Source organism: Nitrospira sp. (assembly GCA_015709715.1).
Taxonomy (GTDB): domain Bacteria; phylum Nitrospirota; class Nitrospiria; order Nitrospirales; family Nitrospiraceae; genus Nitrospira_A.
The window spans coordinates 2,770,976-2,793,309 of record CP054184.1; the positions used below are offsets into that span (position 1 = coordinate 2,770,976).

The following is a 22,334-nucleotide window of genomic DNA, read 5'->3' on the forward strand; positions in this document are numbered from 1 at the left end:
CGCCGGTTCTTCCATGCCCGACAAGCTACATATCATCTGTCCCCACTGCGACGGCATCAATCGCGTTCCGGCTGCACGCCTCAGCGAGGGGCCCCGTTGCGGGAGTTGTCATAAGGCCCTCTTCGCCGGCCATCCCATCGGGCTCACGGAAGCGGAGTTCGATCTCCATATGACCCGCTCCGCCATCCCGCTGGTAGTGGATTTCTGGGCTTCGTGGTGCGGCCCCTGTCACGTGATGGCGCCGGCCTTCGAACAGGCGGCGAAGGCGCTGGAGCCCCGTGCGCGGCTCGCCAGGGTGAATACGGAGGAACAACCGGCCTTGGCGGCGCGGTTCGGCATCGTGAGCATTCCAACCCTCATCCTCTTCCGTGGTGGACGGGAGGTGGCTCGGCAGGCGGGCGCCGTGGGTCTGCCGGACATCGTGCGCTGGGTGCGGGCCCACAGTTAGGAACCTGAATCCTTTTCCAGAAAATTGGCCCATACGGGCAGATCTACCTTGCACCCAGACTGTAGCGCGGTGCGGCAGTCTGTCCGAGGTGGCTGTTGCCTTTGTCGCCAGCGCATGAAAAGATTTTGGTCTGATACGTAAAAACAGCCAGGGTTTGCCCACAGATGCAACAGGATGATGGCACACACCTTGCGTAAGCTTTGGTCCATGCGAATCTTTCTGGCCTTTTTTCTCGTGACTGTAGCGTGGGGTGGCGGTTGCGCTGGTTCGCAGGAGCCGCACGAGGCGAGCCGAATGGAACTCCGCGACGACAAGCAACCTCCCTTGGATGCCCTGTTCAGCCACCCGTCGCCCGAGTCTATCCCCGGCGGACAGCGGGGCGAGCAGATCAGGCTCGGCTATGAGATCGTCGTTCACACCCAAGACTATGCCGCGCCCTACGTCGGTAATGCGCTGACCTGCGCCAATTGTCACTTGGACGGCGGTCTCGATCCTAACTCCGCGCCCTTCGTCGGGCTGTCGCGGGTCTATCCGGAGATGAGCCGGCGGGCCGGGCGGGTCCTCACCTTGGCCGATCGCATCAACGAATGTGTCGAGCGCGGGCTGAACGGTAAACCGATTCCGCAGGACAGCCATAAGCTGCGCGCCGTCGTCGCCTACATCGACTGGCTTTCAAAGGATGTGCCGGAGGGAAGCCGAATGGCCTGGCGAGGCATTCCCCCCATCAAGTCGACGAGGCCGCCGGATGTCGGGAACGGGGCGAAGGTCTTCACGACCCGTTGTGCGTTCTGTCACGGTGCCGATGGACGGGGCACTCACGCCGCGCCGCCTCTGTGGGGCGACCGCTCCTACAATCGCGGAGCCGAGATGGCTCGGTTGTCCGTCGCCGCCTCCTTCATTCAGGCTAATATGCCTCGCACGCGAGGCTGGGCGCTCTCGGACAATGAGGCCTACGACGTCGCCGCCTACATCAATGGACAGCCTCGACCGGATTTCCCCGGCAAGACGACTGATTGGCCGCAGGGCGGCAAGCCGGCCGATGTGCCCTATTGAGTGGGGGTGGGTGGAGGAGAAGACATGAAACTCAGCGTGGCCTATCAGGGCGGCACACGCTACGACATTGTGAGCGCCCGGCATAGGATCGTCACGGATCAACCGGTCGAAGACGGGGGCGCCGACGCGGGCATGAGTCCTGTGGAGCTGTTCGTCGGTTCGGTGGCCAGCTGCGTCGGCTATTTCGTGGGCAACTTCTGCGCGCGACACGACATCTCTCGTGAAGGCCTGAAGGTGGAGGCAGAGTGGACGATGGCGGAGGGACCCCATCGAGTCGGGAGCATCCATCTTTCGATTCGGCTTCCTCATCGCATCACGCCAGAATTGAAGGAGCGCTTGTTGAGAGTCGCCCATGCCTGTACGGTGCACCAGTCGATCGTGGTGCCGGTTCAGGTGGCGATCGAGTTGAATCCCCATGCCCAGCCGACCACTCCATCCTGACGAAGGGACACCCGTGACAGTGACGCGACGAGTGTTGTTTGAAAGGGTGCTGCAAGGCATCGGGACGAGTCTGGTTGCCGGCGGTATCGAACGAGCGTTCGCCGACAGCCAAGGCGCGGCGACCGGGCAGGCGAGCGGCCCGCTTACCGTTCGAGTCTCCCGGCCGTTCGACGCAGAAACGCCGGCGCGGGAATTCATGTCCCGGTTGACGCCCAATGAGCGATTTTTCGTGCGTAGCCACTTCGGGCCGCCTAGTGCGGAAGCGATCCAACCCGAGAGTTGGCGTCTGACCGTGAAGGGTCTTGTGAAGGACGAGTTGACCCTGAGCCTGCCGGAACTCAAACAGTTTGAACCGGCCACTATCACTGCCGTGTTGCAATGCAGCGGCAACGGCCGCGCGCACCATCGCCCCAAGGTTCCCGGCGTGCAATGGGAGCGGGGCGCAGTGGGAAATGCGGAATGGACCGGCGTGCGGTTGCGCGACGTGCTGCAGCGCGCCGGCGTCAAGCCGCAGAGCCTCCATGTTCAGCTTCAAGGCGCGGATCGACCAGCCCTTCCCTCCGTGCCCCTGTTCACACGCAGTATCCCCATTCACAAGGCCCTCCATCCCGACACCCTGTTGGCCTATGAAATGAACGGCCGGCCCTTGCCTCTGCTGCATGGTGCGCCATTGCGCGTCATCACCCCCGGGTGGATGGCCGAGTCCTGCATGAAATGGCTGACCGAAATCACCCTGCGTGCGGATGAAACGCCTGGGTATTACATGCAACAGGCCTATCGCATTCCGGAGACGGCTGTGCATCCCACATCGGGGCTTCCTGGGAGTGCGATGGTGCCGGTGGAGCAGATGCCGGTGAAGTCGCTCATCGCCGCGCCCGGCGAAGGGGATACGCTGAAGGTGGGGCCGGTGACGATCCAAGGGGTGGCCTGGGCTGGTGAATCGCCCGTAGCGAAGGTGGAGGTCTCCTGCGACGACGGGAAGACCTGGGAGCCGGCTCGTTTAGTGGGTGAAGAACAACCCTATGCCTGGCGGCAATGGCAATACCTGTGGAACGCGCGCCAGGTCGGACCGACGGCCATTCTCTGCCGAGCCACGGATGCGCAGGGGATTCAACAGCCGGAGAGAAGCCCCTGGAATCCGGGCGGCTTTCTGTGGAACGGGTGGGACCGCCTGTCCGTGACGGTGGCGGCATGAGCATGCTGCACAATTCCTCCACCTGCGCGAACCGTACGCCTCGGGCGTTCGTTCGCTGCGGCCTCGCGGGGCGGGCTTTGTCGGCATTCTCCATCGTTCTGTTGGGTATCCTGGGGGTGGTGATGGCGACGGATGCCCAGGAAGAGGACAGACCGACGGTCGAACCGGCGCAGGCTCGCCGGGCCGCGACGTTGATTCATGCCCGTTGTGCCGTCTGCCACACGACGGATCTGATCGTGCAGCAGCGGTTGCCGCCGGATCGATGGCAGGTCACGGTTGAGAAGATGAGGCATTGGGGCGCGGACCTGTCCAAGGAGGAAGCGGCGGCGGTCCTCCAGTTCGTGACGGCCCGGTACCACCCCGGCGCGCCGGACCACGTGCCGTCTATCGAGGAAGAATTGGCACTGACGGCACCGGCGGAAGCACTGAGCCAGGCGAGTGATGGTCCGCTTGTCGGGGTACCGGGAAGGGGCGCCGAAGTCTTTGCGCGGAACTGCCAGGCTTGCCATGGTGAGGGCGCCATGGGCGGCGCCGGGCCCAAACTGGCGCGCAACAGAATCTTGAAGAATGAGGGGGCGTTTTGGGAAACGGTACTCCATGGCCGGGGACCGATGCCGGCTTGGGGGGCGGTGCTCAGTCATCAAGACATCGCGGATATCCACGCCTGGCTTTCGACCAAGTAACGTTCGCAGAGCGGGCTCTAACAAGGGGTGAATCATGGTTCGACGTCGGACGGCGATGATCGGCTGTGCGCTGGTGCTTGTGGTGGGGTTGGCGTCGTTTCCGCGGCTGTTGTTCGGGAGCGACCAACATCGCGCGAAGGAGCTGATCCAGAACAACTGCGCCGGGTGCCACCGGCTGGAGGGCAAGCCTGATTCGCGATTTAATCTCAAGGCGCCGGACCTCATCTGGGCAGGGAGCAAGTATCAACGAGCATGGCTCATCCGATGGCTGACCGGGAAAGAGGCGCCACTCTACGAAAAGGGGTATCGATGGGATTTGGGCGAAGGGCCGATGCGGCATCCGGTCGTGATGGATGCGGAGGCCGAAGCAATCGCGGACTACTTCCAGCAACATAACAAAGATCCGCGGGTCACGGTCGGAGCTTTCGATTTGGCCAAGGTGAGCAAGTTCGATGCGACCTTCGGCGGCATGGCCTATAAGGCCCACGCGTGCCTGGGCTGCCATCAGGTCGAGGAGAACGGCAAGGTCATCGGCGGCCCCCAGAGTGCTTCGCTGGTGACGGCAGGGCAACGGTATGACAAGGATTGGCTCTTCCGCTTCGGGCAAAACCCCCAAGACTTTACGGTCCACAATGGGGAGTTCCTGGCCGATGCCACGGAGCCACAACTGCGGGCCGTCATCGGCTACCTCATGGTGCAGGGGGTCAAGGACTTCAAGTATTACGAACCCTGGAACGCTCCGGAGTTCGGGATGGCCAGCGTGGATCGCGGCAAGGTCCTGTATAAGGAATACTGTGCGCAATGTCACGGTATGACGGGCAAGGGCGACGGGCCGGCTGCTTCAGGGCTGGAGCCGAAACCGGCCATCCATGCCAACATTCCGTTCGACAAGGTGCCGACCGACTATCTCTACAATGTGATCAACCATGGCGGCGCGGCGATGGGCAAATCGCCGAATATGCCCTATTGGGGCTTGACCATCGGGCAGCAGGGGGTGGCGGACGTGATGGCCTATCTGCGGGCCACCTTCAAGGGCGGAGCTGAAATGGCCCAGGCGGCGGTGGGCGGCGGACCATCGGGAGTCTGTCCGCAGCCGAGAAAGACCGCCAAGGCGCCGGCGGACTTCCTGGCGAAGACCAATCCGCTCCCTGCCACGGATGCCACGATCAAGGCAGGCAAGACGCTCTTTCTGCAGACCGCTCAACCGGTGGCCTGCGCGATGTGTCACGGCGAGCAGGGCAACGGACAGGGGTTCATGGGTGCGGCGTTGATCCCGCCGCCCAGAAACTTCACCTGCGGTTCCATGATGAAAGACATTCCGGACGGACAATTGCTCTGGATCATCAAGAACGGCTCGCCGGGCACGGGCATGATGTCGTTTGCCGGGTTGCCTGATGATCAGGTCTGGCAGTTGATTGCCTATATCCGGAGTTTGGCGAAGTAACCACGTGTGGTCGCCTCTCTTTCGTGAGGGCCCAGCTTGGGCGGCGGAAGAGGGACGAAACTGGCAGGCATAAAGGAGCGATGATGGCGACGTTTATTGTCTCCGGAAGTCGTGGCACGGATGATCCGACGATGGCGACCCTGCCCTTCATGGCGGCTAAGACGGCCAAGGAGCAGGGGCATGATGTCGTCTTGTGGTTATGGAACGAGGCGGTCACGTCGGCCCGCAAGGGGTCGGCGGACCATGTCGTGGGGGTGAACCTCACGCCGCTGAAGGACTTGCTGGCAGCGGTGCAGGCGGCCGGGATTCCGATCTGGGTCTGCGGTGCCTGCGCGGTGGCGCGACAGATCGGGCAAGGTGATTTAGTGGCGGGCGCCACGATCAAGGGCATGCCGGATTACATCAAGGCAGTGGCGGAACGCGATCGAAGCGTCGCCTTTTGAGCGGGCCGGGCGAACCGGCGGGAAGGGGCTTCGGATGGCAAGCGAGAATCGAAGGACCGACAAGATACGAGCGGGTAAGGAGCACCCCGCCGAGGGTAGGCCGATGGAGATCGCGCAGGGAAACGGCCAGGTCGCCCCGGAAGACCTGGAGGCTATTCCCGTAGCCGTTCCTCAGGAAGGTGATGGGTATCGCCGCTCACGTCCGGATCGCACCGCGAATGGGCTGACCGAGGCGGACCTGCGACGAGTCACGACGAAGCGGGGACTTCTGCAACTGCTCAAATCCAACGAGATGGACATCGAGGAGGTCAAAAAAACCCTCCTGTACGAAGAGGAGCTGCGCGGGCTCCAAGTTGAACTCGTGCGCTTGCAACGATGGGTGCAAGCCGGCGGACAGCGGGTGGCGATTCTGGTCGAAGGACGCGATGCCGCGGGCAAGGGCGGCACCATTCGCCGGTTCACCGAGCATTTGAATCCGCGTGCCATGCGGGTCGTGGCATTGCCGAAGCCCACCGACGAAGAGAAGGGACAGTGGTACTTCCAGCGGTACATCCGCCAATTGCCGAACAAGGGGGAAATCGTCTTCTTCGATCGCAGTTGGTACAACCGCGCCGTCGTGGAGCCGGTGATGGGCTTCTGCAGCAAGAAGGATCACCAACGCTTTTTGCAGCAGGTGACGGAATTCGAGCACATGCTCTACGAAGACGGCGTGATGATCATCAAATTCTGGTTCTCGATTTCCAAAGACGAGCAGGCAAAGCGGTTTGAAGCGCGCCGGCAGAACCCGCTCAAGCAGTGGAAGTTGAGTCCCGTCGACGAGAAGGCGCAGGAATTGTGGGATTCTTACACGCGCTATAAAGAGGAGATGTTCAGCAAGACGCACACCACCTTCAGCCCCTGGATCATCGTGAAGGCGAACGACAAACAGGCGGCCCGGTTGGAGAGTTTGCGGTACGTATTGAATCTCCTTCCTTACAAGGGCAAGGAGGAAGCCGCCATCCGGCTGACGCCGGACCCCAACGTCATCACACGCTTCCATCGCAAAATGGTGGAGCTGGATTTTTGATGAAGACGACAGCCGCCCTTGACTGGGTCCGTCCCGTTCGCCTCTGGGCACTGTTGTCGATGGCTCTGCTCGCCACCGGCTCCGGCGTGGAAGCGGCCAGGCATGACATGCAGCCCCGCGTGCCGCCCGACAAATTGGAATCGCTGCGGTCACTGCAGAATCCCCTGCCGAACACGCCGGAGATTGTGGAAAAGGGCAAGGCGCTCTATCACGGCAAGGGGACCTGCGTGAATTGTCACGGCGTGAACGGCGGCGGTGACGGACCAGGCGCCAAAGGGCTCACGCCGCCGCCGCGTAACTTCCAACATCACGGTTTCTGGCGCCATCGATCGGACGGAGAGCTGTATTACATCATTCAGAACGGCTCTCCCGGCACCGCCATGGCTCCCTTCGGGGGGATTCTAACGGACGAGGAAATTTGGAGCCTCATCCGATACGAACAGACGTTCAGCCGCCATCACGGCCCGCGAAGAAGAATGGGCCGCCTGTAGCCTTTTGGGGCAGGGAACTGCCTATCCCGGTTCTGGAATGCCCCAGTCGTCCGCAGAGCGCAGGAGAGCCACCCTCGCACATTGGGAAACCGCCCATCAAACCAGCGACTTCGCCGGGATGGAGGCTTGCGCCCCTGGCATGTCCTCTGCTTTGATCAAGCGAGCGGAACGCAGGACATTGGCCTAGGCCGAAATCTCATAGAGAAGGAAGGAGAGTGCATCATGGCCGATCAACACGAGGGCTGTTCCGGAGCAGGGGTGACCGTGGCCTTTTTGAGTGGAGTGATGTTGGGGGCGGTGGCGGCGATGCTCTATGCGCCGGCCTCCGGGGAAGAGACTCGAAAAACGATCAAGGGCTACGCGCGACGCACGGAGGAAGAAGTCTTGGAAAAGGCGCGGGAGATTCGAGGGGAGCTGACCCACACCATCGACGAGGCCAAACGATTCTTGAAGGATACCGAGACGACAATTTCAGCGGCCTTCGCGGCGGGGAAAGAGGCTTTCAAGAAGGAGCGGGCGGAGCGCGCCTGACATGGAGGCGGTACGGTTTCACGGGCGCGGAGGCCAAGGCGCCAAGACGGCCAGCCGCATCCTGGGGACGGCGGCCTTCCTCAGCGGCCTCATCGCGCAGGACTCTCCCATTTACGGAGCGGAACGTCGGGGCGCGCCGGTGGCGGCCTTCACGAGGATTGCGCGAGAGCCGATTCGCGAGCGGGGGGTGATCGCCCATCCTGATGTCCTTTGTGTGGCGGACGCCTCGTTGATCGAGGATCCTACGGCGCATGTGGCGGATGGCGTGGCAGCGGAAACCCTGGTGTTCGTGAACTCGCCGTTTCCGCCGGAAGAAGTGGTCGCCCGTACGGCGATCCCCGGAAAGGTGACGACGTTGGACCTCACGGACCTGGCCTTGCAACGATTGGGACAACGTGAGGCCATCAGCGCCTTGCTGGGAGCCGTGGCGGCTCGATTGGTTCTTCTCCCCCAGGAATCGGTGCAGGAGGCCATCGCGCGAGAGTTGGGTGACCTCGGATTGAACGCGACGGCGATCGAGCGCAATCAGTCGGCGGCCCGCTACTGTTACGACCGCCTCGAGGTGCCGGCGAAAGGCGTGCGACCGCAGCAGGGGCCCGGCAGCGCGGCGCTCTATCTGCCGACCTATGAGCCGCCTACGAGAGGCAGCGCAAGAATCAGCGCCGCAGCCAATTCCGTGCTGCGCGAAACCAGCGGATGGCGGACGTTTCGCCCGATCCTGCAGGCGGACAAGTGTAACGGCTGCTGGCTCTGTTTCGCCTTTTGCCCGGACGGCGTGATCGCGATGGACCAGGATGACAAGCCGGTGATCGATTACGCCCATTGCAAGGGCTGTCAGATTTGCGTGCACGAGTGTCCCACCCACGCGTTGGTCGCGGAGCGGGAGCAGGCGGGGGGAGTCGCATGGGCGGCGAAATGATGACCGGCAACCTGGCTGCCGCGTGGGGTGCGCGCCTGGCCGAGGTGGATTATATCCCGGCCTTTCCCATCACGCCGCAGACGGAGATCGTGGAGGCGCTGGCGAAATGGTGCGCGAGCGGCGAGCTGGCGGCCCGCTTCGTGACGCTGGACTCGGAACATTCCATGATGACGGCGGCCGGTGCCGCCGAGGCGACGGGGGCGCGGGTGTTCACGGCGACCTCCAGTCAAGGCCTCTTGTATGCCTTCGAAGTGCTCTACTCGATTTCCGGCTGGCGCGCGCCGCTGGTCTTGGTGAATGTCTCGCGGGCGCTGGCCGCTCCCATTACGCTGGAGCCGGACCACAACGATGTGTTGGCCGCGCGAGATTCCGGCTTTCTCCAGATCCATGCCGAAACCTGTCAGGAGGTCGTGGATTCGATCGTGATGGCCTATCGGATCGCAGAGGATGCGCGCGTCATGTTGCCGGTGATCGTGAACCTGGATGGGTTCTACCTCTCCTTCACCCGCGAGCCGGTAAAACTGCCCGATCCGGAGTTGGTTCGTAAGTTCCTGCCGCCCTTCCGTCCGGCCCACCTCGGATTCAAGGCCTCCGCGCCGCATGCGTTGGGGGTGGCGGTCGTCGGCGGAACGCCCTATGCCTACTTCCGTCATCAGATGCACTTGGCGGCGATCAACGCGTTGGCGGTCCATCAAGAGGCGGCAGCTTCGTTCGAGGAACTGTTCGGACGGCGGTACGACCTCCTCGAAGGATATCGGCTGTACGACGCGGAAGACGTGCTCGTCATGAGCAACGCCTTTGCCAGCAAGGGCAAGGCGGCGGTCGATGCGGCAAGGCGCGAGGGGCGGCGCGTCGGGCTGTTGCGCTTGAGGGTCATTCGACCCTGGCCGGCTGATGCGATTCGCGCGGCATTGCGAGGGCGGCGCGCCGTGGCGGTGCTGGATCAGAATCTGGCGCCGGGGCAAGGCGGCATCCTCTTTCAGGAGATTGCGGCCTGTCTCTACCACGAGGCCTCGCGACCGCGGGCGCTCTGTTCCTTCATCGGCGGGCTGGGCGGGCAGAACCTATCCGAAGGGACGTTCCGCGCGATCTTTGAGCAGACCGCCCAAGCAGGCTCTGATGGGAAGGGCATCGGGCCGGTGTTGCTCTATACCGAAGCGGAACATCGCGAGATTCGGACGCTGCAGGAGCTGGCCGCCGGAGCGCAGGAAGGCTGAGTCACCATGGTGTGGCAACGGGAGACGTTCAAGAAGATCAAACAGATTCCTCGGGAGGAGCACGTGTTCCCCGGCACTGGACTCTGCGCCGGTTGCGGGGGGTTGGAGGCCTTACGGCTGGCCGCCAAGGTGTTGGGTGACGACGTGGTCTATGTGAACGCCGCCGGCTGCTTCACGTTGTTGGCTGCCTATCCCTACACGCCGTTCAAGGGCTCTTGGCTGTACACGACGATGGGATCGGCGCCGGCCGGCGCGCAAGGCGTCCGCGATGCGCTGGATGTCTTGATCGCCAAGGGGCGCTTGCCCAAGAGTGAGAATCTGAAGGTCGTGGTGCTGGGAGGCGACGGCTCTACCTATGACATGGCGCTCTCCTCGACTTCGGGCGCTATGCATCGCGGGCTGGATTTTTATTATGTCTGCTACGACAACGAGGCCTACGGCAACACCGGCATGCAGCTCTCCGCCGCGACACCGTTCGGGGCGCGCACACCCACGTCGCCCTGCAGCGTGCAGCACCAAGCCGCAGCCAGCCAGGAGAAAAAGGACCTCTTCGAAATCTGGCGCGCGCACAATCCGCCCTACCTGGCGACCGTATCTCCGCGGTACCCGCTCGACTTGGAGGAGAAGTTCGCGCGTGCGGCGAAGGTGACTGGGCCTAAGATGTTCCTGGCCCTCTCCGCCTGCCCCACCGGCTGGCTCTACGATCCGGGGGCCACGCCGGAAGTCGCCAAGCTGGCGGTGGAGACCGGCATCTGGCCCTTGAAAGAAGCGCTCAACGGCACGGTCACCCATACGTATGTGCCCAAGCGCAAACCGGTGGAAGCGTACTTGACGCTGCAGGGCCGGTTTCGGCACCTCTTTGAGCCGGTACGGCAAGAGGCGGCGATCCAGCACATCCAGGCCCGCGTCGATGTCTACTGGGAGCGTGTCGCGAAGGAGCACACATGATGGGACGGATCCCGTTCCGCATCGGCTCCGTCGTCATGCTGGCCGCGGCACTTGTCCTGACGGCTGCTTGCGCCGAGCGTCATTCGGCCTCCGGCTCCGGCGTCACGCCGGTGCATCTCCCGGATGTGCGGACGGTGATTCCATTGAGCGCCGAGGCGCGCCAGGAACATCGGGCCGTCATGTCGCAACATTTGGAAACCATCCAAGCGATCGTGGCGGCGCTTGCGGAAGAGGATTACAAGCTGGCGCAGGGGCTGACCGAAGCACACTTGGGCTTTTTTATGCACCGGCAGGCGATGGCCCGACAGCAGCCGGCCGATTTTCCTCCCGCCTACCACGACCTGGCGATGGCTCACCATGAAGCGGCCGAAAAAATGGCCGATGCCATGGAGACGCGGGATCTCAAACAGATCCTGCCCCCGTTCAACAACGTATTGAAGGCCTGTGTGGCCTGTCATCTGGAATATCGACTCGGAAGTTCATAACCAAGGAGTAGGGCATGGCTGACGCAACGATTACCGCCACCTTCGAACAAGACCACGATCGGCTCGATCGACTATTTCTTACGTTTCAGGAGCAGAAGCGCAAGGACTTCGCCAAGGCCAAGGAAGCGTTCGTCGAATTCAAATTCGGCCTGCAACGCCACATCGTGTGGGAAGAGGACATTCTCTTTCCCAAGTGGGAGGAGAACGCCGGCATGGCGGAAGGCGGGCCGACGGCGGTCATGCGGACGGAACACCGATTGATCGGCGAGTGCCTGGAGGCCATTCATCGCAAGGTGCAGGAGCAGTCCCCCGAGAGTGATCGGGAGGAACAACGACTGATCGAACTGCTGAAGTCGCACAACATGAAAGAGGAGCGCATCCTCTACCCCTCCATCGACCAAGTGATCAGCGAGGCGGAGCGCGCCGACATCTACCAGGCGATGAAGGACCTGCCGGAGGAACGCTATCGCGTCTGTTGCGGGAGCGATCGATCATGAACGGCGGGCGGACGGTCACCACGCTGGGGCTGCTCAGCGCGCTCTCGGTGGTTGGCTGGCTGGGAATGGCCGACTGGGGATGGGGGCTCGACGGGGCCAGGCCGGCGGCGGACGGTGGCGGGATGGTCAGTAATCCGCACAGCGACCTGATCTTCCGGGCGACGGGCGCTAAGGCCTGCGCCGATTGCCACCGTGCCGACAAGCAGGGAACAGTGACTGCGCAGGTGTTGGACAATGCGCTCGTGCAGGAACTCAGGGCCAAGGCCAAGGGGATCCATGGGCCGGGACGCTTTGCGGATTGTCTGCGTTGTCACGCCGGCGGCAGCAAGTATGTCGAGAAGTATCGGAAGTGAGGATCAGCTCAAGGCAACAGGCGAGTCGACACAAGGGGCTGTATGGGGCTGGTGGGGAATCGGCTGGTGGTCATCGGGGCGGTGGTCGCTGCGGCGGTGGCGACGGCCTGGTTGTTCGAGGCCTTGCTGAGCGTCGGTGAGGCGACGCCCTTCGGTCACACGAGCGACGGCCATGGGGTCGGTTGGCTGGGGTTGGGCGTGACGCTGCTGGTGTTCCTGTACCCGTTTCTCAAGCGCGCCAGTCTCGCGCGCCGTTGGCCGCGAGGATGGTTTCGCGTCCATATGGCCGCCGGGCTGGTCGGTCCGTTGCTCATCTTCCTCCATTCCGGCGCCCACTACCATGCGCTGGTGCCGGTGCAGGCGATGGTCTCCATGGTGATCGTGGTATTGAGTGGGGTCGTGGGGCAGGCCGTCCATGCGCTCAGCCTGCGGGCGCTGAACGACCGCCGTCATGCGCTGCACCAACAGGGATTGTCGGAGGACGAGATCGACGCGCAATTGCACGGCCTCGCCTCACAGGAGGAGGCCTTTCGCATCTGGCAAGCCGTCCATGCACCCCTGACCCTGACGTTTCTCGTGCTGACGGTGTTGCACGTGGCCGGCGCCCTGTTCTTTGCGGGATGGTCGTGACGCATGCGGTACCATCCGCTTCCCAGGACGGCGCTGCCGGTCGTCGCGTTGGGAACACTCGTGCTGCTCGTCTGGATCGCGTGGGGGTCGGCGAGGAGCCCCGAGACCCTCTGGGCTCCCGGAGACCTGAGCCACTACCATGCCGATGTGGCCGCCTGTACCCATTGCCATGAACCGTTCCGTGGCCCTAGCCCGGCGCGTTGTGCCGCCTGTCACAGCGAACAGGACTTTGAGTGGCGATCTGTTCCGGAGACGGCGGCCTGGCATCGCGGCTTGGTCATCCAGCGGACGGCCTGCACCGGCTGCCATACGGAGCATCGGGGCGCGTTGGCCCAGATCACCGACCAGGCACGGGTGAACCCGCATGGCGAATTCATTTTCCGCGCGATGGGTACCAGTTCTTGCATGGCCTGCCACACGTTTGGGGGAGGGTGGCGACTGCTCCGACGTTGCGCGACGAACCGGTGGTAAGACGGCTGTACGAGAAGGGGCGAGGGGCTCACCAGGCTGGCCGCATGGCCGTGTGCCTCACCTGTCACGGCGGGCCGTGATGAAAGGACAGAATGGCTGGAGTTATGGCGATTGAACTGAATCTCGAACAGGCCTTTCCGAACGAACAGGCGTTGCGTGCAATGATCCAGCACCGCAAAGTGTGCTTCGACCACGATCCCTTTTACGTGCGGACCGGTGAGGGGCTGGTGGTGCAGATCGGATTTCAACTGAACCTCTACGCCGCCTTTCAAGATCCCGCGCAGTTGCCGCTCGGCGACGATGTCGAACATCGTGCCATCCTCGGGGATCTCCAACGCCTTTGCCGGGTGTTCTTTCAGTCCCTGGATCTGTTGAAGCCCTGCGAACATCCGCAGCCTTCCGCCCATCGCATCCTGTTCTCGCCCGAGCGACAGCATCGCGCCGAGGTCTGTCTCCAGATTCCGATCTTCGACCTGACCCATTATGGCGACGAGGCGTCGACGAGGCGGGTACAGCAGTTGCTGCAGACGGCGGAATGTCTGCTGCTTCAGGTCGGAGCGAGACGCAAGGTGTGGGAGGAGTCTGATAGGCAGCCGAGCGCATCCGCCGGAGGTTGTGAGGCGAGGAGCGAGACTTAGGCGGCGGAGGCCTCCTTGGGAGGCGGGGCTTTGGCCGGGTCGTTCACTTTCTTCGGACTACGGCGTGCCGAGAGCTCCAGCGCCAGTTCCTGCAATACCCGTAGGAGGGCAGGGAGCTGTGATCTCGTCAACGCCTTGTCGGCCACGAGTTTCGCATAGAGGTGTGAGAATTTGTCTGCGCCGAGGAGAGAGGCGCTCTCTGCCAGAGCGCTCAGTAGTTGGTTCAGCGTCTCCGACATCGGCTCATGGGATGTGGATTCTTCTAGCACTGCGATGGGGATGGTTTCGTCTACCTGAACAGCCAATATATCAATCAGTTCCTGATATTCTTCCTCACCGATCTGTAGGGCGTCCGACACATCGAACTTGCTGTGCAAGACCAGGGGTTGGGTGCTCAGGACCTCTTGTACGCGTTCCAATAACTGCTCTTTTTTCACCGGCTTGACGAGGATCGCGTTGCAATGCAACCCTCGCGCGACCTTGACGGTAGGGACGTCGCAATGCGCCGAGAGAATGATGGCGGGAATGTCTCGCAAGCCGGGAAGCGTTTTCAACTGTTGGATCAGTTCGATGCCGTTCATCTCCGGCATCAGGTAGTCGGTGATGATGAGCTGGACGTTGCAGATGGTGGGAAGTAACTCCAGCGCCTCTTTGCCATGCTTGGCGGTCACCGTTTGATACCCGGCTCTTTGGAGCAGCCCTTCGACCAGTTTCGCGCTGACGACATTGTCTTCCACGATCATGATGGCCATGGGAAGGCTCCTCGCGAACGTCAACAAAGCGGGCGGGGCGTAGGAGTGCGAGACGGCTCGTTATCGGACGAATGCCGTGAAAACTTGAGGACCTTGGGGTGTGGCTGCCACGGCCGTCGGTAGGATCAGAGGGTGGATTGCTTCGCGAGCGTTCCCACCTTGATCCGCGCATCCACGATCTGGCAGCCCTGGCCGGGCGGCAGTGCGAAGATGGGATTCAGGTCCAGTTCCACGATCTCAGGGACTTCTTCCACCAACCGTGACAACCGGAGCAACAGGTCCTGGATGGCTCCCACATCGGCGGGGGCATGGCCGCGATAGCCCTGCAGCAACCGGTACCCCTTGATGCCGCGGATCAGGTCGGCCGCGTCCAATTCCGTGAGCGGGGTGATGCGGAAGCGGACATCGCCGAGAATTTCGACATGGATGCCGCCGAGCCCAAACCCGATCAAGGGGCCGAAGGAGGGATCGTGCACCATGCCGGCCATGACCTCCACGCCTCCGGACACCATCGGCTGCACCAACACGCCTTCCATCGCGTCACCGGCACCGTCCTGGGCCAGTCTCGCCGCGATCTTGTCATAGGCCTCTCGAGCCTCTGCCTCGGTAGCGAGGTTCAAGTGCACCCCGCCGATATCCGTTTTGTGGACGAGGGTGTGGGAAGCCAGCTTCACCGCGACGGGAAACCCGACCTGCGCGGCGAGCGTGGCCGCCTCCTCGGCAGATGTGGCGAGGCCGCCCGGCGGCAGGGGAATCGCCATGGCGCCGAGAACCGTCCGCGTCTCCTTTGCCGTGAGCCACCCGCTCCCGCGCTCGGCCAGCGCCTTGCGACAGGTGGTGGTGATAGTCGGCAGATCCAGGTCATCGAAATCCGGCACCATGCCGATGGGGCGATCGCGCCATTGCACATACGCTGCCGATTTGCCTGCCACACGCGCCGGCAACTCGGGGAGTTCGAAGGTCGGGATGGTTTCGTCCGGCAGCACGAACCGGCGCGCACGATCCGTTTCGACCATCCAACCGATGTACACGGGCTTTCGCTCGCGGGCCGTGGCTCGCGCCGCCAAAACACCCTGTCGAATGCCGTCCGCGATGGGGTCGACGTCCGTGGCGGTGACGGCGATGTAGAGGATGATCAAGGCGTCGATATCGTCGGATTCCAGCAACGCGGTAATGGCCTGCGCATAGTGGTCCGGGCTGGCCGAGGCGATCAGGTCGACCGGGTTGCGCAGGGCGGCCGTGGGCGGAAGAAAGGCGGCCAGCCGCGTCGTGGTGCTTTGGGACAACTCCGGCACCTCCAACCCTGCAGCCTCGCAGGCGTCGGCACAGAGGATGGCGGGACCTCCGGCATTGGTCAGGATGCCGACGCGCTTTCCTGCCGGCAACGGCTGTTGGGAGAGGCCCGCCGCCAGCGCGAACATGTCTTCCAGGGTGTCGGCGCGGAGAATCCCGCTCTGCTGGAACAGGGCTTCCACGGCCACGTCGTTCGCGGCCAGCGCGGCGGTGTGCGACCCGGCGGCACGTTTGCCCGAGGAGGTGCGTCCGGCCTTCAGCGCGACGATCGGTTTTTCACGGCTGACTCGTCGGGCGATGCGCGCGAACCGCCTGGGGTTGCCGAAGGACTCGACGTAGAGCAGGATGACGCGGGTGGCGGGGTCGCTCTCCCAATATTGCAGGAGGTCGTTGACCGACACGTCCGCCTTGTTGCCGACGCTGACGAAACTCGACAGCCCCAGGTGCAGCCGCTCCGACGCGGCGAGCAGGGCCAATCCCAAGGCGCCGCTTTGCGACGACATGGCGATGGAGCCGGCGAGGGGAACGGCCGTGGTGAAGGTCGCGTTGAGCCGCACGGCGGGATCGGTGTTGACCACGCCGAAGCAGTTGGGCCCCACCATGCGCAGACCCAGTTGCCGCACCTTCTGCAGGAGTTCATCCTGCAGGCGTCGCCCCTCCTCACCCACCTCGGCGAATCCGGCCGTGATGACGACCAGTGCCCTGGCGCCGGCTGCCGCACAATCGTCCACCGTGGACAGCACCGCATTGATCGGCACGGCGATCACGGCCAGGTCGATCGGCTCGGGGAGGCCTCGGAGCGACGGGTAGGCCGGTAGACCGGCAATCGAGGCGGCATGGGGGTTGACGGCATAGGCACGGCCACGAAATCCGTTGACGTGGAGGGCCTCCGCCAACCGGTAGCCGATGCTGCCGGGGCGGCGCGAGGCGCCGACGATGGCCACACGCTGCGGACGAAAGAGGGGTTGCAGCGAGGCCGTCGTAGCCAGCCGCTCGCGCCATTCGGATTGCCGCACCGTCTGGTCGGTCGGGGCCAGCGAAAGCTCGACCTCCATGGCCCCCCCTTCGCAACGTTCCTCCATGGCAAAGCCTGAAGTGGCAAACACCTCCCGCATCGCGAGGTTGTCGGCATGGGTGATGGCCCAGAGCCTCGTGAACCCGTGGCGGATCGCCAAGAGCGCCAGGCGTTCCAGCAGAATCGTGCCGAGGCCGTGCCCATGCAGGCGGTCGTCGACGGCCAAGGCTACTTCGGCCTGGCGCGGGTCGCGCGCATGGTAGGAGCCGGAGGCGATGATGTGCAGGTCGCCTTCTTGGCGGCGGAGGGCCACGACGGTCAGGCTGCGTTGCGGATCGGTGTTGTCGCAGAGCGCGCGAACCACCTCCGCCGGCGGGGTCGTTTCCGAAAAGAACCGATACCGTCTCGCCGCCGGTGACAGGCGCTCCACGAACCGCTGCAATTCTTCGGCGTCGCTCGGTTGGGCCAGGCGGAGGAGCGCGACCGTGCCATCGCTCAAAATTACATGGCCCGACTCCTGGCGTTCGTCTCCGGAGGGGGGCAGATGGTGCGGGCGAATACGTTGCATCGAATCACCTCGTCAGCAAGCTCGGTTTGAGGATCAGCAGCAGCCCCAGGGCGATCATGACCGCGCCGCTGATGAGTTTCAACCACCGCCCTTCGCGCTCCTCCAATTTGCGGCGTCCCAAGGTGACGACCGCCAGCGTGACCATCAGCGCATCGTCGGCGATGTAGGCGAGATTGTAGAGTCCGAGATAGGCGTAGTAATGCCAGGTGGGGAGGTTGTAGGTGGTCAACACATGGGTGTAGAGCGCGGGTAATCCGGCCGTACAGAGCAACTCGACGACATTGACCAACCCCGCCAGCAGGACCACGCCGACTAAGGCTCCGGTTCGGTCCTCCGCCTGCACGATGCGGCGGATCCTGGCGTAGAGACCCGGCTTGGCGGACTCCGGAATGCTCAAAGAAAGCCCGCGCCGGAAGGCGAAGAAATCCTTGACGTTCACCGCGCCGATCCCTGTCGCCAGCGCTCCCAATGTGAGCTGAACGGGGCGGGACAGGCCGACCAGCAGAAAGAGGTTCAACCAGGCCGCCATGAAGGCAAAATAGACGAGCCCGCTCACGATCACGAAGGTGCCGGCGAGGAGGGCCATGGCGAAGCGGTCGCGCAACGTCACCAGGAGCGACAGGAGAAACAAGAGCACCCACATGGCGCAGGGATTGAAGCCGTCGAGTAAGCCGATGGCCAGCGTGAAGAGCGGGAGTCCCAGTTCGCCGGCGCTGACGCGTCCCAGCCAGGGCAGCACGACGCTGTCTTCCTCCGCCGGGCGGGGGGCTGCGGTGGAACGGCAGTCCGGCGGGAGGGAGCGGCAGGCGGAAAACGGCTCGGCCTCGACGGCGGTGGAGGAGCGATCGAGTAACGCGAGGAGGCGGACGCCCGTGGTCCGCTCATCTTGGTACCCGACGATCAGCTCCCCTCTCAGGTAGAACGTCGGAACTCCGACCACGGCGAGGGCCTGGGCGCGCGCCAGAGTTTCGAGTCGCGCCAGTGCGGCCGGATCGCGGTCGATTGCATGGATCAGGATACGCAGCTCCGGACGTGCCCGTCGCAGGTCCTCAAGAAAGGCCTTCGCCGCCTCGCAATGCGGGCAGCCGGTTCGTACGAACACTTCCAGGTCCGGAGCCGACTCCGACGCCAGGCCGGCTCCCGGATGGACGAACAGGCACAGGAGCAGGAGGAGCAGGCCGGTGTGTAGGCGTCCAGGCGGAACCATGCCTCGGCCGGCCCCTCGTCAACTCATGAACTCCGGCGGTGCCATCGAGCGGATATAGGACAACACGTCCAGCATCTGCTGATCGGTCAATTTCCCGCGGTAGCCATGCATGGGGCTGAACAGCGCGCCGTTGGCGATGGTGATGAGGAGTTCCCAGTCTGTCTTGGCCCGCGAGTTGACCGACTGAAAGTTCGCGGGCCGCACGATCAAGTATTGGCCGTCCGGCCCGGCGCCGTCCAGCTTGTCGCCGTGGCAGCGGAGGCAATTCTTTTCATAGATCGCCTGCCCTTCGCGCGGATTCCCGCGGGTGGTTTGTCCGTTGGCCCAGGAACCGGCCAGGATGACGAGGCAGACGGCGGAGAGAATGCTGAAGGTTTTCATGCGTGGCACTCCTTTATGGTTCAACATGGCCCAGTTCTCCCTTCGATTCAGCGGACGATCAAGACCGGGCAGGGCACATGGTGCAGTAGGGCATGCGAAATGCTGCCCAAGAGAAACCGCTCCAGCCCTTTGCGGCCGTGCGAGCCGATGACGAGGAGATCCGCCGACTTGGCACGTTCGGTGAGAATGTCGGTCGGATCGCCGACCATGGCCAGGGTGCCGACCGTGTACTGATGGTCCATCACGGCCGCCGCCAGGCTCTTGACGAGATCTTCCGCCGCGCGCATCGCGACGTCGGTCCAATCCTGCAGGGGAAACAGACTGAAGGGATCGGTAGCCGGGATGGGGCGCACGACGCTCACGATCGTGAGGTCGACAGCACTCTTGAACGGATGGGCCAGCAGCCAGGACTTGAGGCGCGCGCCGTCTTCATGGCCCTCGACCGCGACCACGACCCGTTTCAACGGGCCGCTGTGGTCCTTCACGATCAGGGTCGAGCAGTCGGCGTGCAGCGCGACCCGGTGCGAGACGCTCCCCAACATGAGTTCCCCGACCCGTCCGCGCCCTCGAGCGCCCATGACGATCAAGTCGGCGCCGGTTTCCCGTGCCTTGTCCAGGATCAGCGAGGCCGGTTTGGCGAACTCACAGACGCGGGTGATCGTCACCCCTTCCGACGGCAGCATCGTCGTGGTATGGTCGAGCAGTTGTCGGCCCGCCTTCTCCATCGCTTGCCGGAACTCGTCGTACCCCTGCATGTTGCTCACTTCCGCCACCAGCGGATATTGAAACATGCCCAAGTCGATCCCGTGCACCAGGACGACCTCCTGCAGGTCGTACAGTTGGGAGACTTCACGGACTCCCGCGAACGCCTGTTCCGACCAATCGAGCGCGATCAAGACACGCATAACGCTCCTTGTTAGAACAACGGGTGGGGCGACGTACCGAACGGCATGATCCTCGGCGAATCACCTAGATTGCCGCGGATGCGCCACCGGCCCTCTTCGAGCGTCAGATAATGGACCTCACCGTACCAGCTGTCGATGGGAACCAGCAGGCCGCTGGTTTTCGAGAGTCCCGACAGACTCCCCGTGCAGGTGACCTCGACGATAGTCTGTGAGCCGGACCCGACCTTGACGATGCGGGAGAATTGATGGACGTTGGACAGCTCTCGAAATTCGTCGAAGAGGTCGCGCCAGATTTTCATCATATCGGCCTTCTTCAGGCCGTGGTAATTGTACTGCTCCGCATAGAGCGCCATGACGCCGTCCAGGTTCCGGCTGTGCATGGCGTCGTCGGCCTGCCGAAAGGTCGTCAAGACGGCCTCTACCGTGGCCTGATCGACGTCGGTCGCCATGCCGGGCAAGACCTGTATCTCCGCCTGTGACGGCGCAGCCGCCGCCCACAAGGCCCCCGCCAGCAGCAGCCGGCTCAGTCGCCCCTTCGATCGTGCCCCGTTGCGCATGGTGGCTCCTGTTCCTTCCGGTCACGCCGACGGAATTTCCAACACAAACAACTCACCCTTCATCTGTGGGTGCAAGTCGCACCGGAACGTCAAGCGCGCGTTGGATTCCGGCACGAAATGCAACACCAACGTTTTCCCCGGATCGACATGAAACCCCTCGATCCCGATCCCATAGGCGGTCAGCCCCTCACCCTGTACCCTGATTCTCAGCGTGGGCAGGGCCGACGACTGAAACCCATGGGGAACAATGTCCTGATTGCGCAAGATGATCACGGTGGGGACGCCGAACCGGATGGGGCGGGGGTCGCTGAGGGCGAAATCGTAATTGCGCATGAGCAATTCGATCCGCTGTTCTTGTTGTTGCGGTGTCGGGACGTCATCCGACGGCCCCGCCGTGGAGAGGCCCGGCAGCAGGAGAAGCCCCAGGACCGCCATCGCCACCCATCCCTGTCGCCGTTGCCTGTCACGTCCTGTCCTCACAAAGCGGCCGCCTTCCGTTCGCTGGTCCAGGTGACCCGTACGAAGTCTTCGTCCTGCTCATACTGCACGACCAACTCGCCGTGGTGCGCATGTTTGAGCGCCTCACCGATGCGGCGAGGCAAGTGACTGTCGGTCGTGGACACCACGAGGCCTTCCGCGCGATCCTCGATCGCCATGATCCGGGCCAGGGGATGTTCCTGCTTTTCCCTGGATTCCGTGTTCCGAATGATTCCCAGCAGTTCGTCGCGATGGTGGTCCTTGAAGGTCCCCTTCAGTGTGACGAGCCCTTTCGGGTATGTATCTCGGATGCGCAGGCAGGCCGGGCAGACGATTTCTTCGGCCCCCGCCGGTTTGGCGCCCCAGGTCCAACGGCCTTTGTGAAAGAGCGCACCGCATTCCGTACAGACGGTCGGCTCCTTGAGTTTGCCCGGCATCTTGTAGGAGTCGTGCTGGTACTCTTGAACGAATCGATCATGGCGGACACCATGGCCGCCCTCGGTTGATGTGCTCATCGTGCTCGCTCCCTTTCTGCGCCGGCTTCAGCCGCAGACGGCTGAGACCGTATGGCCGATCGTGTGGCTAGGTAGGTTTCTTCCGCCAGATTCAGATACTGCAAGACCTCCCGGTCTTCGACCTGCTCGAACTGTTCGTAGAAGTTCCCGACGGCGTAGAACGGCTCCGGTACCCGAAGCACGATCAGCTCGTCGACGATGGCGCGCACCTGCTCCACCGTGCTGCGGGGTCCCACCGGAACGGCAGCGATCACGCGGCGCGGTCGCCCTTCCCTCACGGTCGCCACCGAGGCGAAAAACGTGGCGCCGGTGGCCAGACCGTCGTCCACGACGATCACCGTTCGGTCCTGCAATTGGGGAAAGGGCTTGCCTTGCCGGTAGAGCGCGACCCGCCTGGCGATTTCCTTCCGCTGTTCCCGCACCATGGCATCCAAGTCCCGTTCAGTGAGTGACAAGCCGCTCAGCGCGCCTCGATTCCAGTAGAGGGTACCGCGTTCGCTGATGGCGCCGACAGCGTATTCAGGATTGCCGGGCGCGCCGATCTTTCTGGTGATCACCACATCCAGCGGCAGGTGCAGGGCGAGGCTCATCCGATAGCCCACCACGACACCGCCGCGCGGCAGAGCGAGCAGCAGGGCGTGCGGATCGTCGCGCCAAGCCGCCAGTTTTTCCGCCAGGAGTTCACCGGTTTCTTCACGGTTCTTGAACATA

General features: G+C 63.4%; 28 protein-coding genes. 19 read left to right on the forward strand and 9 right to left on the reverse strand.

Annotated features, from left to right (window positions below; genetic code table 11):
* The first annotated feature begins 13 nt into the window (after nucleotides 1-13).
* From trxC to HRU82_13515, 19 genes are all read left to right on the forward strand, one after another.
* Nucleotides 14-448: a thioredoxin TrxC gene (gene trxC / locus HRU82_13425; GenBank protein QOJ35881.1), complete on the forward strand. Its 435-nt coding sequence runs from the start codon at nucleotides 14-16 to the stop codon at nucleotides 446-448.
* Between the two features lie 177 nt (nucleotides 449-625).
* Entirely contained in the window at nucleotides 626-1,501 is an 876-nt protein-coding gene (locus HRU82_13430) for a c-type cytochrome (GenBank protein QOJ37209.1), read from the forward strand.
* Nucleotides 1,502-1,525: 24 nt separating this feature from the next.
* The gene (locus HRU82_13435) at nucleotides 1,526-1,942 is read left to right on the forward strand and encodes an OsmC family protein (protein ID QOJ35882.1); all 417 of its coding nucleotides are present in this window, start codon (nucleotides 1,526-1,528) and stop codon (nucleotides 1,940-1,942) included.
* Between the two features lie 13 nt (nucleotides 1,943-1,955).
* Nucleotides 1,956-3,137: a sulfite oxidase gene (locus tag HRU82_13440; protein QOJ35883.1), complete on the forward strand. Its 1,182-nt coding sequence runs from the start codon at nucleotides 1,956-1,958 to the stop codon at nucleotides 3,135-3,137.
* A complete protein-coding gene (locus tag HRU82_13445) occupies nucleotides 3,134-3,820 on the forward strand; it encodes a c-type cytochrome (protein QOJ35884.1) in 687 nt (228 codons plus the stop codon). The genes HRU82_13440 and HRU82_13445 overlap by 4 nt, the downstream gene beginning before the upstream one ends.
* Nucleotides 3,821-3,854: 34 nt before the next feature.
* Nucleotides 3,855-5,264, forward strand: a complete 1,410-nt coding sequence (locus tag HRU82_13450; protein ID QOJ35885.1) for a c-type cytochrome — start codon at nucleotides 3,855-3,857, stop codon at nucleotides 5,262-5,264.
* An 83-nt stretch (nucleotides 5,265-5,347) separates the two neighbouring features.
* Nucleotides 5,348-5,707, forward strand: a complete 360-nt coding sequence (locus HRU82_13455; protein QOJ37210.1) for a DsrE family protein — start codon at nucleotides 5,348-5,350, stop codon at nucleotides 5,705-5,707.
* A 103-nt stretch (nucleotides 5,708-5,810) separates the two neighbouring features.
* Nucleotides 5,811-6,773, forward strand: coding sequence for a polyphosphate kinase 2 (gene ppk2 / locus HRU82_13460; GenBank protein QOJ35886.1), 963 nt, complete (start codon nucleotides 5,811-5,813; stop codon nucleotides 6,771-6,773).
* The gene (locus HRU82_13465) at nucleotides 6,773-7,264 is read left to right on the forward strand and encodes a cytochrome c (GenBank protein QOJ35887.1); all 492 of its coding nucleotides are present in this window, start codon (nucleotides 6,773-6,775) and stop codon (nucleotides 7,262-7,264) included. The genes ppk2 and HRU82_13465 overlap by 1 nt, the downstream gene beginning before the upstream one ends.
* Nucleotides 7,265-7,486: 222 nt before the next feature.
* Entirely contained in the window at nucleotides 7,487-7,795 is a 309-nt protein-coding gene (locus tag HRU82_13470; GenBank protein ID QOJ35888.1) for a YtxH domain-containing protein, read from the forward strand.
* 1 nt (nucleotide 7,796) lies between these two features.
* Nucleotides 7,797-8,714, forward strand: coding sequence for a 2-oxoacid:acceptor oxidoreductase family protein (locus HRU82_13475; protein ID QOJ35889.1), 918 nt, complete (start codon nucleotides 7,797-7,799; stop codon nucleotides 8,712-8,714).
* The gene (locus HRU82_13480) at nucleotides 8,699-9,931 is read left to right on the forward strand and encodes a pyruvate synthase (protein QOJ35890.1); all 1,233 of its coding nucleotides are present in this window, start codon (nucleotides 8,699-8,701) and stop codon (nucleotides 9,929-9,931) included. The genes HRU82_13475 and HRU82_13480 overlap by 16 nt, the downstream gene beginning before the upstream one ends.
* A 6-nt stretch (nucleotides 9,932-9,937) precedes the next feature.
* Nucleotides 9,938-10,879: a pyruvate synthase gene (locus HRU82_13485; protein ID QOJ35891.1), complete on the forward strand. Its 942-nt coding sequence runs from the start codon at nucleotides 9,938-9,940 to the stop codon at nucleotides 10,877-10,879.
* Nucleotides 10,876-11,364: a cytochrome c gene (locus tag HRU82_13490; protein ID QOJ35892.1), complete on the forward strand. Its 489-nt coding sequence runs from the start codon at nucleotides 10,876-10,878 to the stop codon at nucleotides 11,362-11,364. The genes HRU82_13485 and HRU82_13490 overlap by 4 nt, the downstream gene beginning before the upstream one ends.
* A gap of 14 nt (nucleotides 11,365-11,378) precedes the next feature.
* Nucleotides 11,379-11,861, forward strand: a complete 483-nt coding sequence (locus tag HRU82_13495) for a hemerythrin domain-containing protein (GenBank protein ID QOJ35893.1) — start codon at nucleotides 11,379-11,381, stop codon at nucleotides 11,859-11,861.
* Nucleotides 11,858-12,214, forward strand: coding sequence for a hypothetical protein (locus HRU82_13500; protein QOJ35894.1), 357 nt, complete (start codon nucleotides 11,858-11,860; stop codon nucleotides 12,212-12,214). Before HRU82_13495 ends, HRU82_13500 begins: the two co-directional genes overlap by 4 nt.
* Before the next feature lie 42 nt (nucleotides 12,215-12,256).
* Nucleotides 12,257-12,844, forward strand: a complete 588-nt coding sequence (locus HRU82_13505) for a hypothetical protein (GenBank protein QOJ35895.1) — start codon at nucleotides 12,257-12,259, stop codon at nucleotides 12,842-12,844.
* Between the two features lie 3 nt (nucleotides 12,845-12,847).
* Nucleotides 12,848-13,315, forward strand: coding sequence for a cytochrome c3 family protein (locus tag HRU82_13510; GenBank protein QOJ35896.1), 468 nt, complete (start codon nucleotides 12,848-12,850; stop codon nucleotides 13,313-13,315).
* A gap of 104 nt (nucleotides 13,316-13,419) precedes the next feature.
* The gene (locus HRU82_13515; GenBank protein QOJ35897.1) at nucleotides 13,420-13,953 is read left to right on the forward strand and encodes a hypothetical protein; all 534 of its coding nucleotides are present in this window, start codon (nucleotides 13,420-13,422) and stop codon (nucleotides 13,951-13,953) included.
* Here HRU82_13515 and HRU82_13520 read toward each other — a convergent pair.
* The 9 genes from HRU82_13520 to HRU82_13560 form a co-directional block, all read right to left on the reverse strand.
* A complete protein-coding gene (locus HRU82_13520; GenBank protein QOJ35898.1) occupies nucleotides 13,950-14,705 on the reverse strand; it encodes a response regulator in 756 nt (251 codons plus the stop codon). The genes HRU82_13515 and HRU82_13520 overlap by 4 nt on opposite strands.
* A 125-nt stretch (nucleotides 14,706-14,830) precedes the next feature.
* Nucleotides 14,831-17,581 carry a GNAT family N-acetyltransferase gene (locus HRU82_13525; protein ID QOJ35899.1) on the reverse strand — a complete coding sequence of 917 codons (2,751 nt, stop codon included), beginning with the start codon at nucleotides 17,579-17,581 and terminating at the stop codon, nucleotides 14,831-14,833.
* A 4-nt stretch (nucleotides 17,582-17,585) separates the two neighbouring features.
* Complete coding sequence (locus tag HRU82_13530; protein ID QOJ35900.1) at nucleotides 17,586-18,788, reverse strand: glutaredoxin; 1,203 nt, start codon at nucleotides 18,786-18,788, stop codon at nucleotides 17,586-17,588.
* 18 nt (nucleotides 18,789-18,806) lie between these two features.
* Nucleotides 18,807-19,169 (reverse strand): cytochrome c, encoded by a 363-nt coding sequence (locus HRU82_13535; GenBank protein ID QOJ35901.1) that lies wholly within the window; start codon nucleotides 19,167-19,169, stop codon nucleotides 18,807-18,809.
* Nucleotides 19,170-19,216: 47 nt separating this feature from the next.
* Complete coding sequence (locus HRU82_13540) at nucleotides 19,217-20,074, reverse strand: universal stress protein (protein ID QOJ35902.1); 858 nt, start codon at nucleotides 20,072-20,074, stop codon at nucleotides 19,217-19,219.
* A gap of 11 nt (nucleotides 20,075-20,085) precedes the next feature.
* Nucleotides 20,086-20,631 carry a hypothetical protein gene (locus tag HRU82_13545; GenBank protein ID QOJ35903.1) on the reverse strand — a complete coding sequence of 182 codons (546 nt, stop codon included), beginning with the start codon at nucleotides 20,629-20,631 and terminating at the stop codon, nucleotides 20,086-20,088.
* 21 nt (nucleotides 20,632-20,652) lie between these two features.
* Nucleotides 20,653-21,111, reverse strand: a complete 459-nt coding sequence (locus tag HRU82_13550; GenBank protein QOJ35904.1) for a hypothetical protein — start codon at nucleotides 21,109-21,111, stop codon at nucleotides 20,653-20,655.
* A complete protein-coding gene (locus HRU82_13555; protein ID QOJ35905.1) occupies nucleotides 21,108-21,623 on the reverse strand; it encodes an ATPase in 516 nt (171 codons plus the stop codon). The genes HRU82_13550 and HRU82_13555 overlap by 4 nt, the downstream gene beginning before the upstream one ends.
* A complete protein-coding gene (locus HRU82_13560; protein ID QOJ35906.1) occupies nucleotides 21,620-22,333 on the reverse strand; it encodes a phosphoribosyltransferase in 714 nt (237 codons plus the stop codon). Before HRU82_13560 ends, HRU82_13555 begins: the two co-directional genes overlap by 4 nt.
* Nucleotide 22,334 lies beyond the last annotated feature (1 nt).

What these genes read in the sequence shown, in the direction of transcription:
- HRU82_13505 (QOJ35895.1), top strand. Translation starts at nt 12,257, where the DNA reads ATGGGGCTGGTGGGGAATCGGCTGGTGGTCATCGGGGCGGTGGTCGCT.
- HRU82_13540 (QOJ35902.1), bottom strand. Translation starts at nt 20,074, where the DNA reads ATGCGTGTCTTGATCGCGCTCGATTGGTCGGAACAGGCGTTCGCGGGA.
- HRU82_13435 (QOJ35882.1), top strand. Translation starts at nt 1,526, where the DNA reads ATGAAACTCAGCGTGGCCTATCAGGGCGGCACACGCTACGACATTGTG.
- HRU82_13455 (QOJ37210.1), top strand. Translation starts at nt 5,348, where the DNA reads ATGGCGACGTTTATTGTCTCCGGAAGTCGTGGCACGGATGATCCGACG.
- HRU82_13490 (QOJ35892.1), top strand. Translation starts at nt 10,876, where the DNA reads ATGATGGGACGGATCCCGTTCCGCATCGGCTCCGTCGTCATGCTGGCC.
- HRU82_13515 (QOJ35897.1), top strand. Translation starts at nt 13,420, where the DNA reads ATGGCGATTGAACTGAATCTCGAACAGGCCTTTCCGAACGAACAGGCG.
- HRU82_13520 (QOJ35898.1), bottom strand. Translation starts at nt 14,705, where the DNA reads ATGGCCATCATGATCGTGGAAGACAATGTCGTCAGCGCGAAACTGGTC.
- HRU82_13480 (QOJ35890.1), top strand. Translation starts at nt 8,699, where the DNA reads ATGGGCGGCGAAATGATGACCGGCAACCTGGCTGCCGCGTGGGGTGCG.
- HRU82_13500 (QOJ35894.1), top strand. Translation starts at nt 11,858, where the DNA reads ATGAACGGCGGGCGGACGGTCACCACGCTGGGGCTGCTCAGCGCGCTC.
- HRU82_13530 (QOJ35900.1), bottom strand. Translation starts at nt 18,788, where the DNA reads ATGGTTCCGCCTGGACGCCTACACACCGGCCTGCTCCTCCTGCTCCTG.
- HRU82_13555 (QOJ35905.1), bottom strand. Translation starts at nt 21,623, where the DNA reads ATGAGCACATCAACCGAGGGCGGCCATGGTGTCCGCCATGATCGATTC.
- HRU82_13475 (QOJ35889.1), top strand. Translation starts at nt 7,797, where the DNA reads ATGGAGGCGGTACGGTTTCACGGGCGCGGAGGCCAAGGCGCCAAGACG.
- ppk2 (QOJ35886.1), top strand. Translation starts at nt 5,811, where the DNA reads ATGGAGATCGCGCAGGGAAACGGCCAGGTCGCCCCGGAAGACCTGGAG.
- HRU82_13560 (QOJ35906.1), bottom strand. Translation starts at nt 22,333, where the DNA reads ATGTTCAAGAACCGTGAAGAAACCGGTGAACTCCTGGCGGAAAAACTG.
- HRU82_13485 (QOJ35891.1), top strand. Translation starts at nt 9,938, where the DNA reads ATGGTGTGGCAACGGGAGACGTTCAAGAAGATCAAACAGATTCCTCGG.
- HRU82_13470 (QOJ35888.1), top strand. Translation starts at nt 7,487, where the DNA reads ATGGCCGATCAACACGAGGGCTGTTCCGGAGCAGGGGTGACCGTGGCC.
- HRU82_13545 (QOJ35903.1), bottom strand. Translation starts at nt 20,631, where the DNA reads ATGCGCAACGGGGCACGATCGAAGGGGCGACTGAGCCGGCTGCTGCTG.
- HRU82_13495 (QOJ35893.1), top strand. Translation starts at nt 11,379, where the DNA reads ATGGCTGACGCAACGATTACCGCCACCTTCGAACAAGACCACGATCGG.
- HRU82_13445 (QOJ35884.1), top strand. Translation starts at nt 3,134, where the DNA reads ATGAGCATGCTGCACAATTCCTCCACCTGCGCGAACCGTACGCCTCGG.
- HRU82_13430 (QOJ37209.1), top strand. Translation starts at nt 626, where the DNA reads ATGGCACACACCTTGCGTAAGCTTTGGTCCATGCGAATCTTTCTGGCC.
- HRU82_13510 (QOJ35896.1), top strand. Translation starts at nt 12,848, where the DNA reads ATGCGGTACCATCCGCTTCCCAGGACGGCGCTGCCGGTCGTCGCGTTG.
- HRU82_13465 (QOJ35887.1), top strand. Translation starts at nt 6,773, where the DNA reads ATGAAGACGACAGCCGCCCTTGACTGGGTCCGTCCCGTTCGCCTCTGG.
- HRU82_13525 (QOJ35899.1), bottom strand. Translation starts at nt 17,581, where the DNA reads ATGCAACGTATTCGCCCGCACCATCTGCCCCCCTCCGGAGACGAACGC.
- trxC (QOJ35881.1), top strand. Translation starts at nt 14, where the DNA reads ATGCCCGACAAGCTACATATCATCTGTCCCCACTGCGACGGCATCAAT.
- HRU82_13450 (QOJ35885.1), top strand. Translation starts at nt 3,855, where the DNA reads ATGGTTCGACGTCGGACGGCGATGATCGGCTGTGCGCTGGTGCTTGTG.
- HRU82_13535 (QOJ35901.1), bottom strand. Translation starts at nt 19,169, where the DNA reads ATGAAAACCTTCAGCATTCTCTCCGCCGTCTGCCTCGTCATCCTGGCC.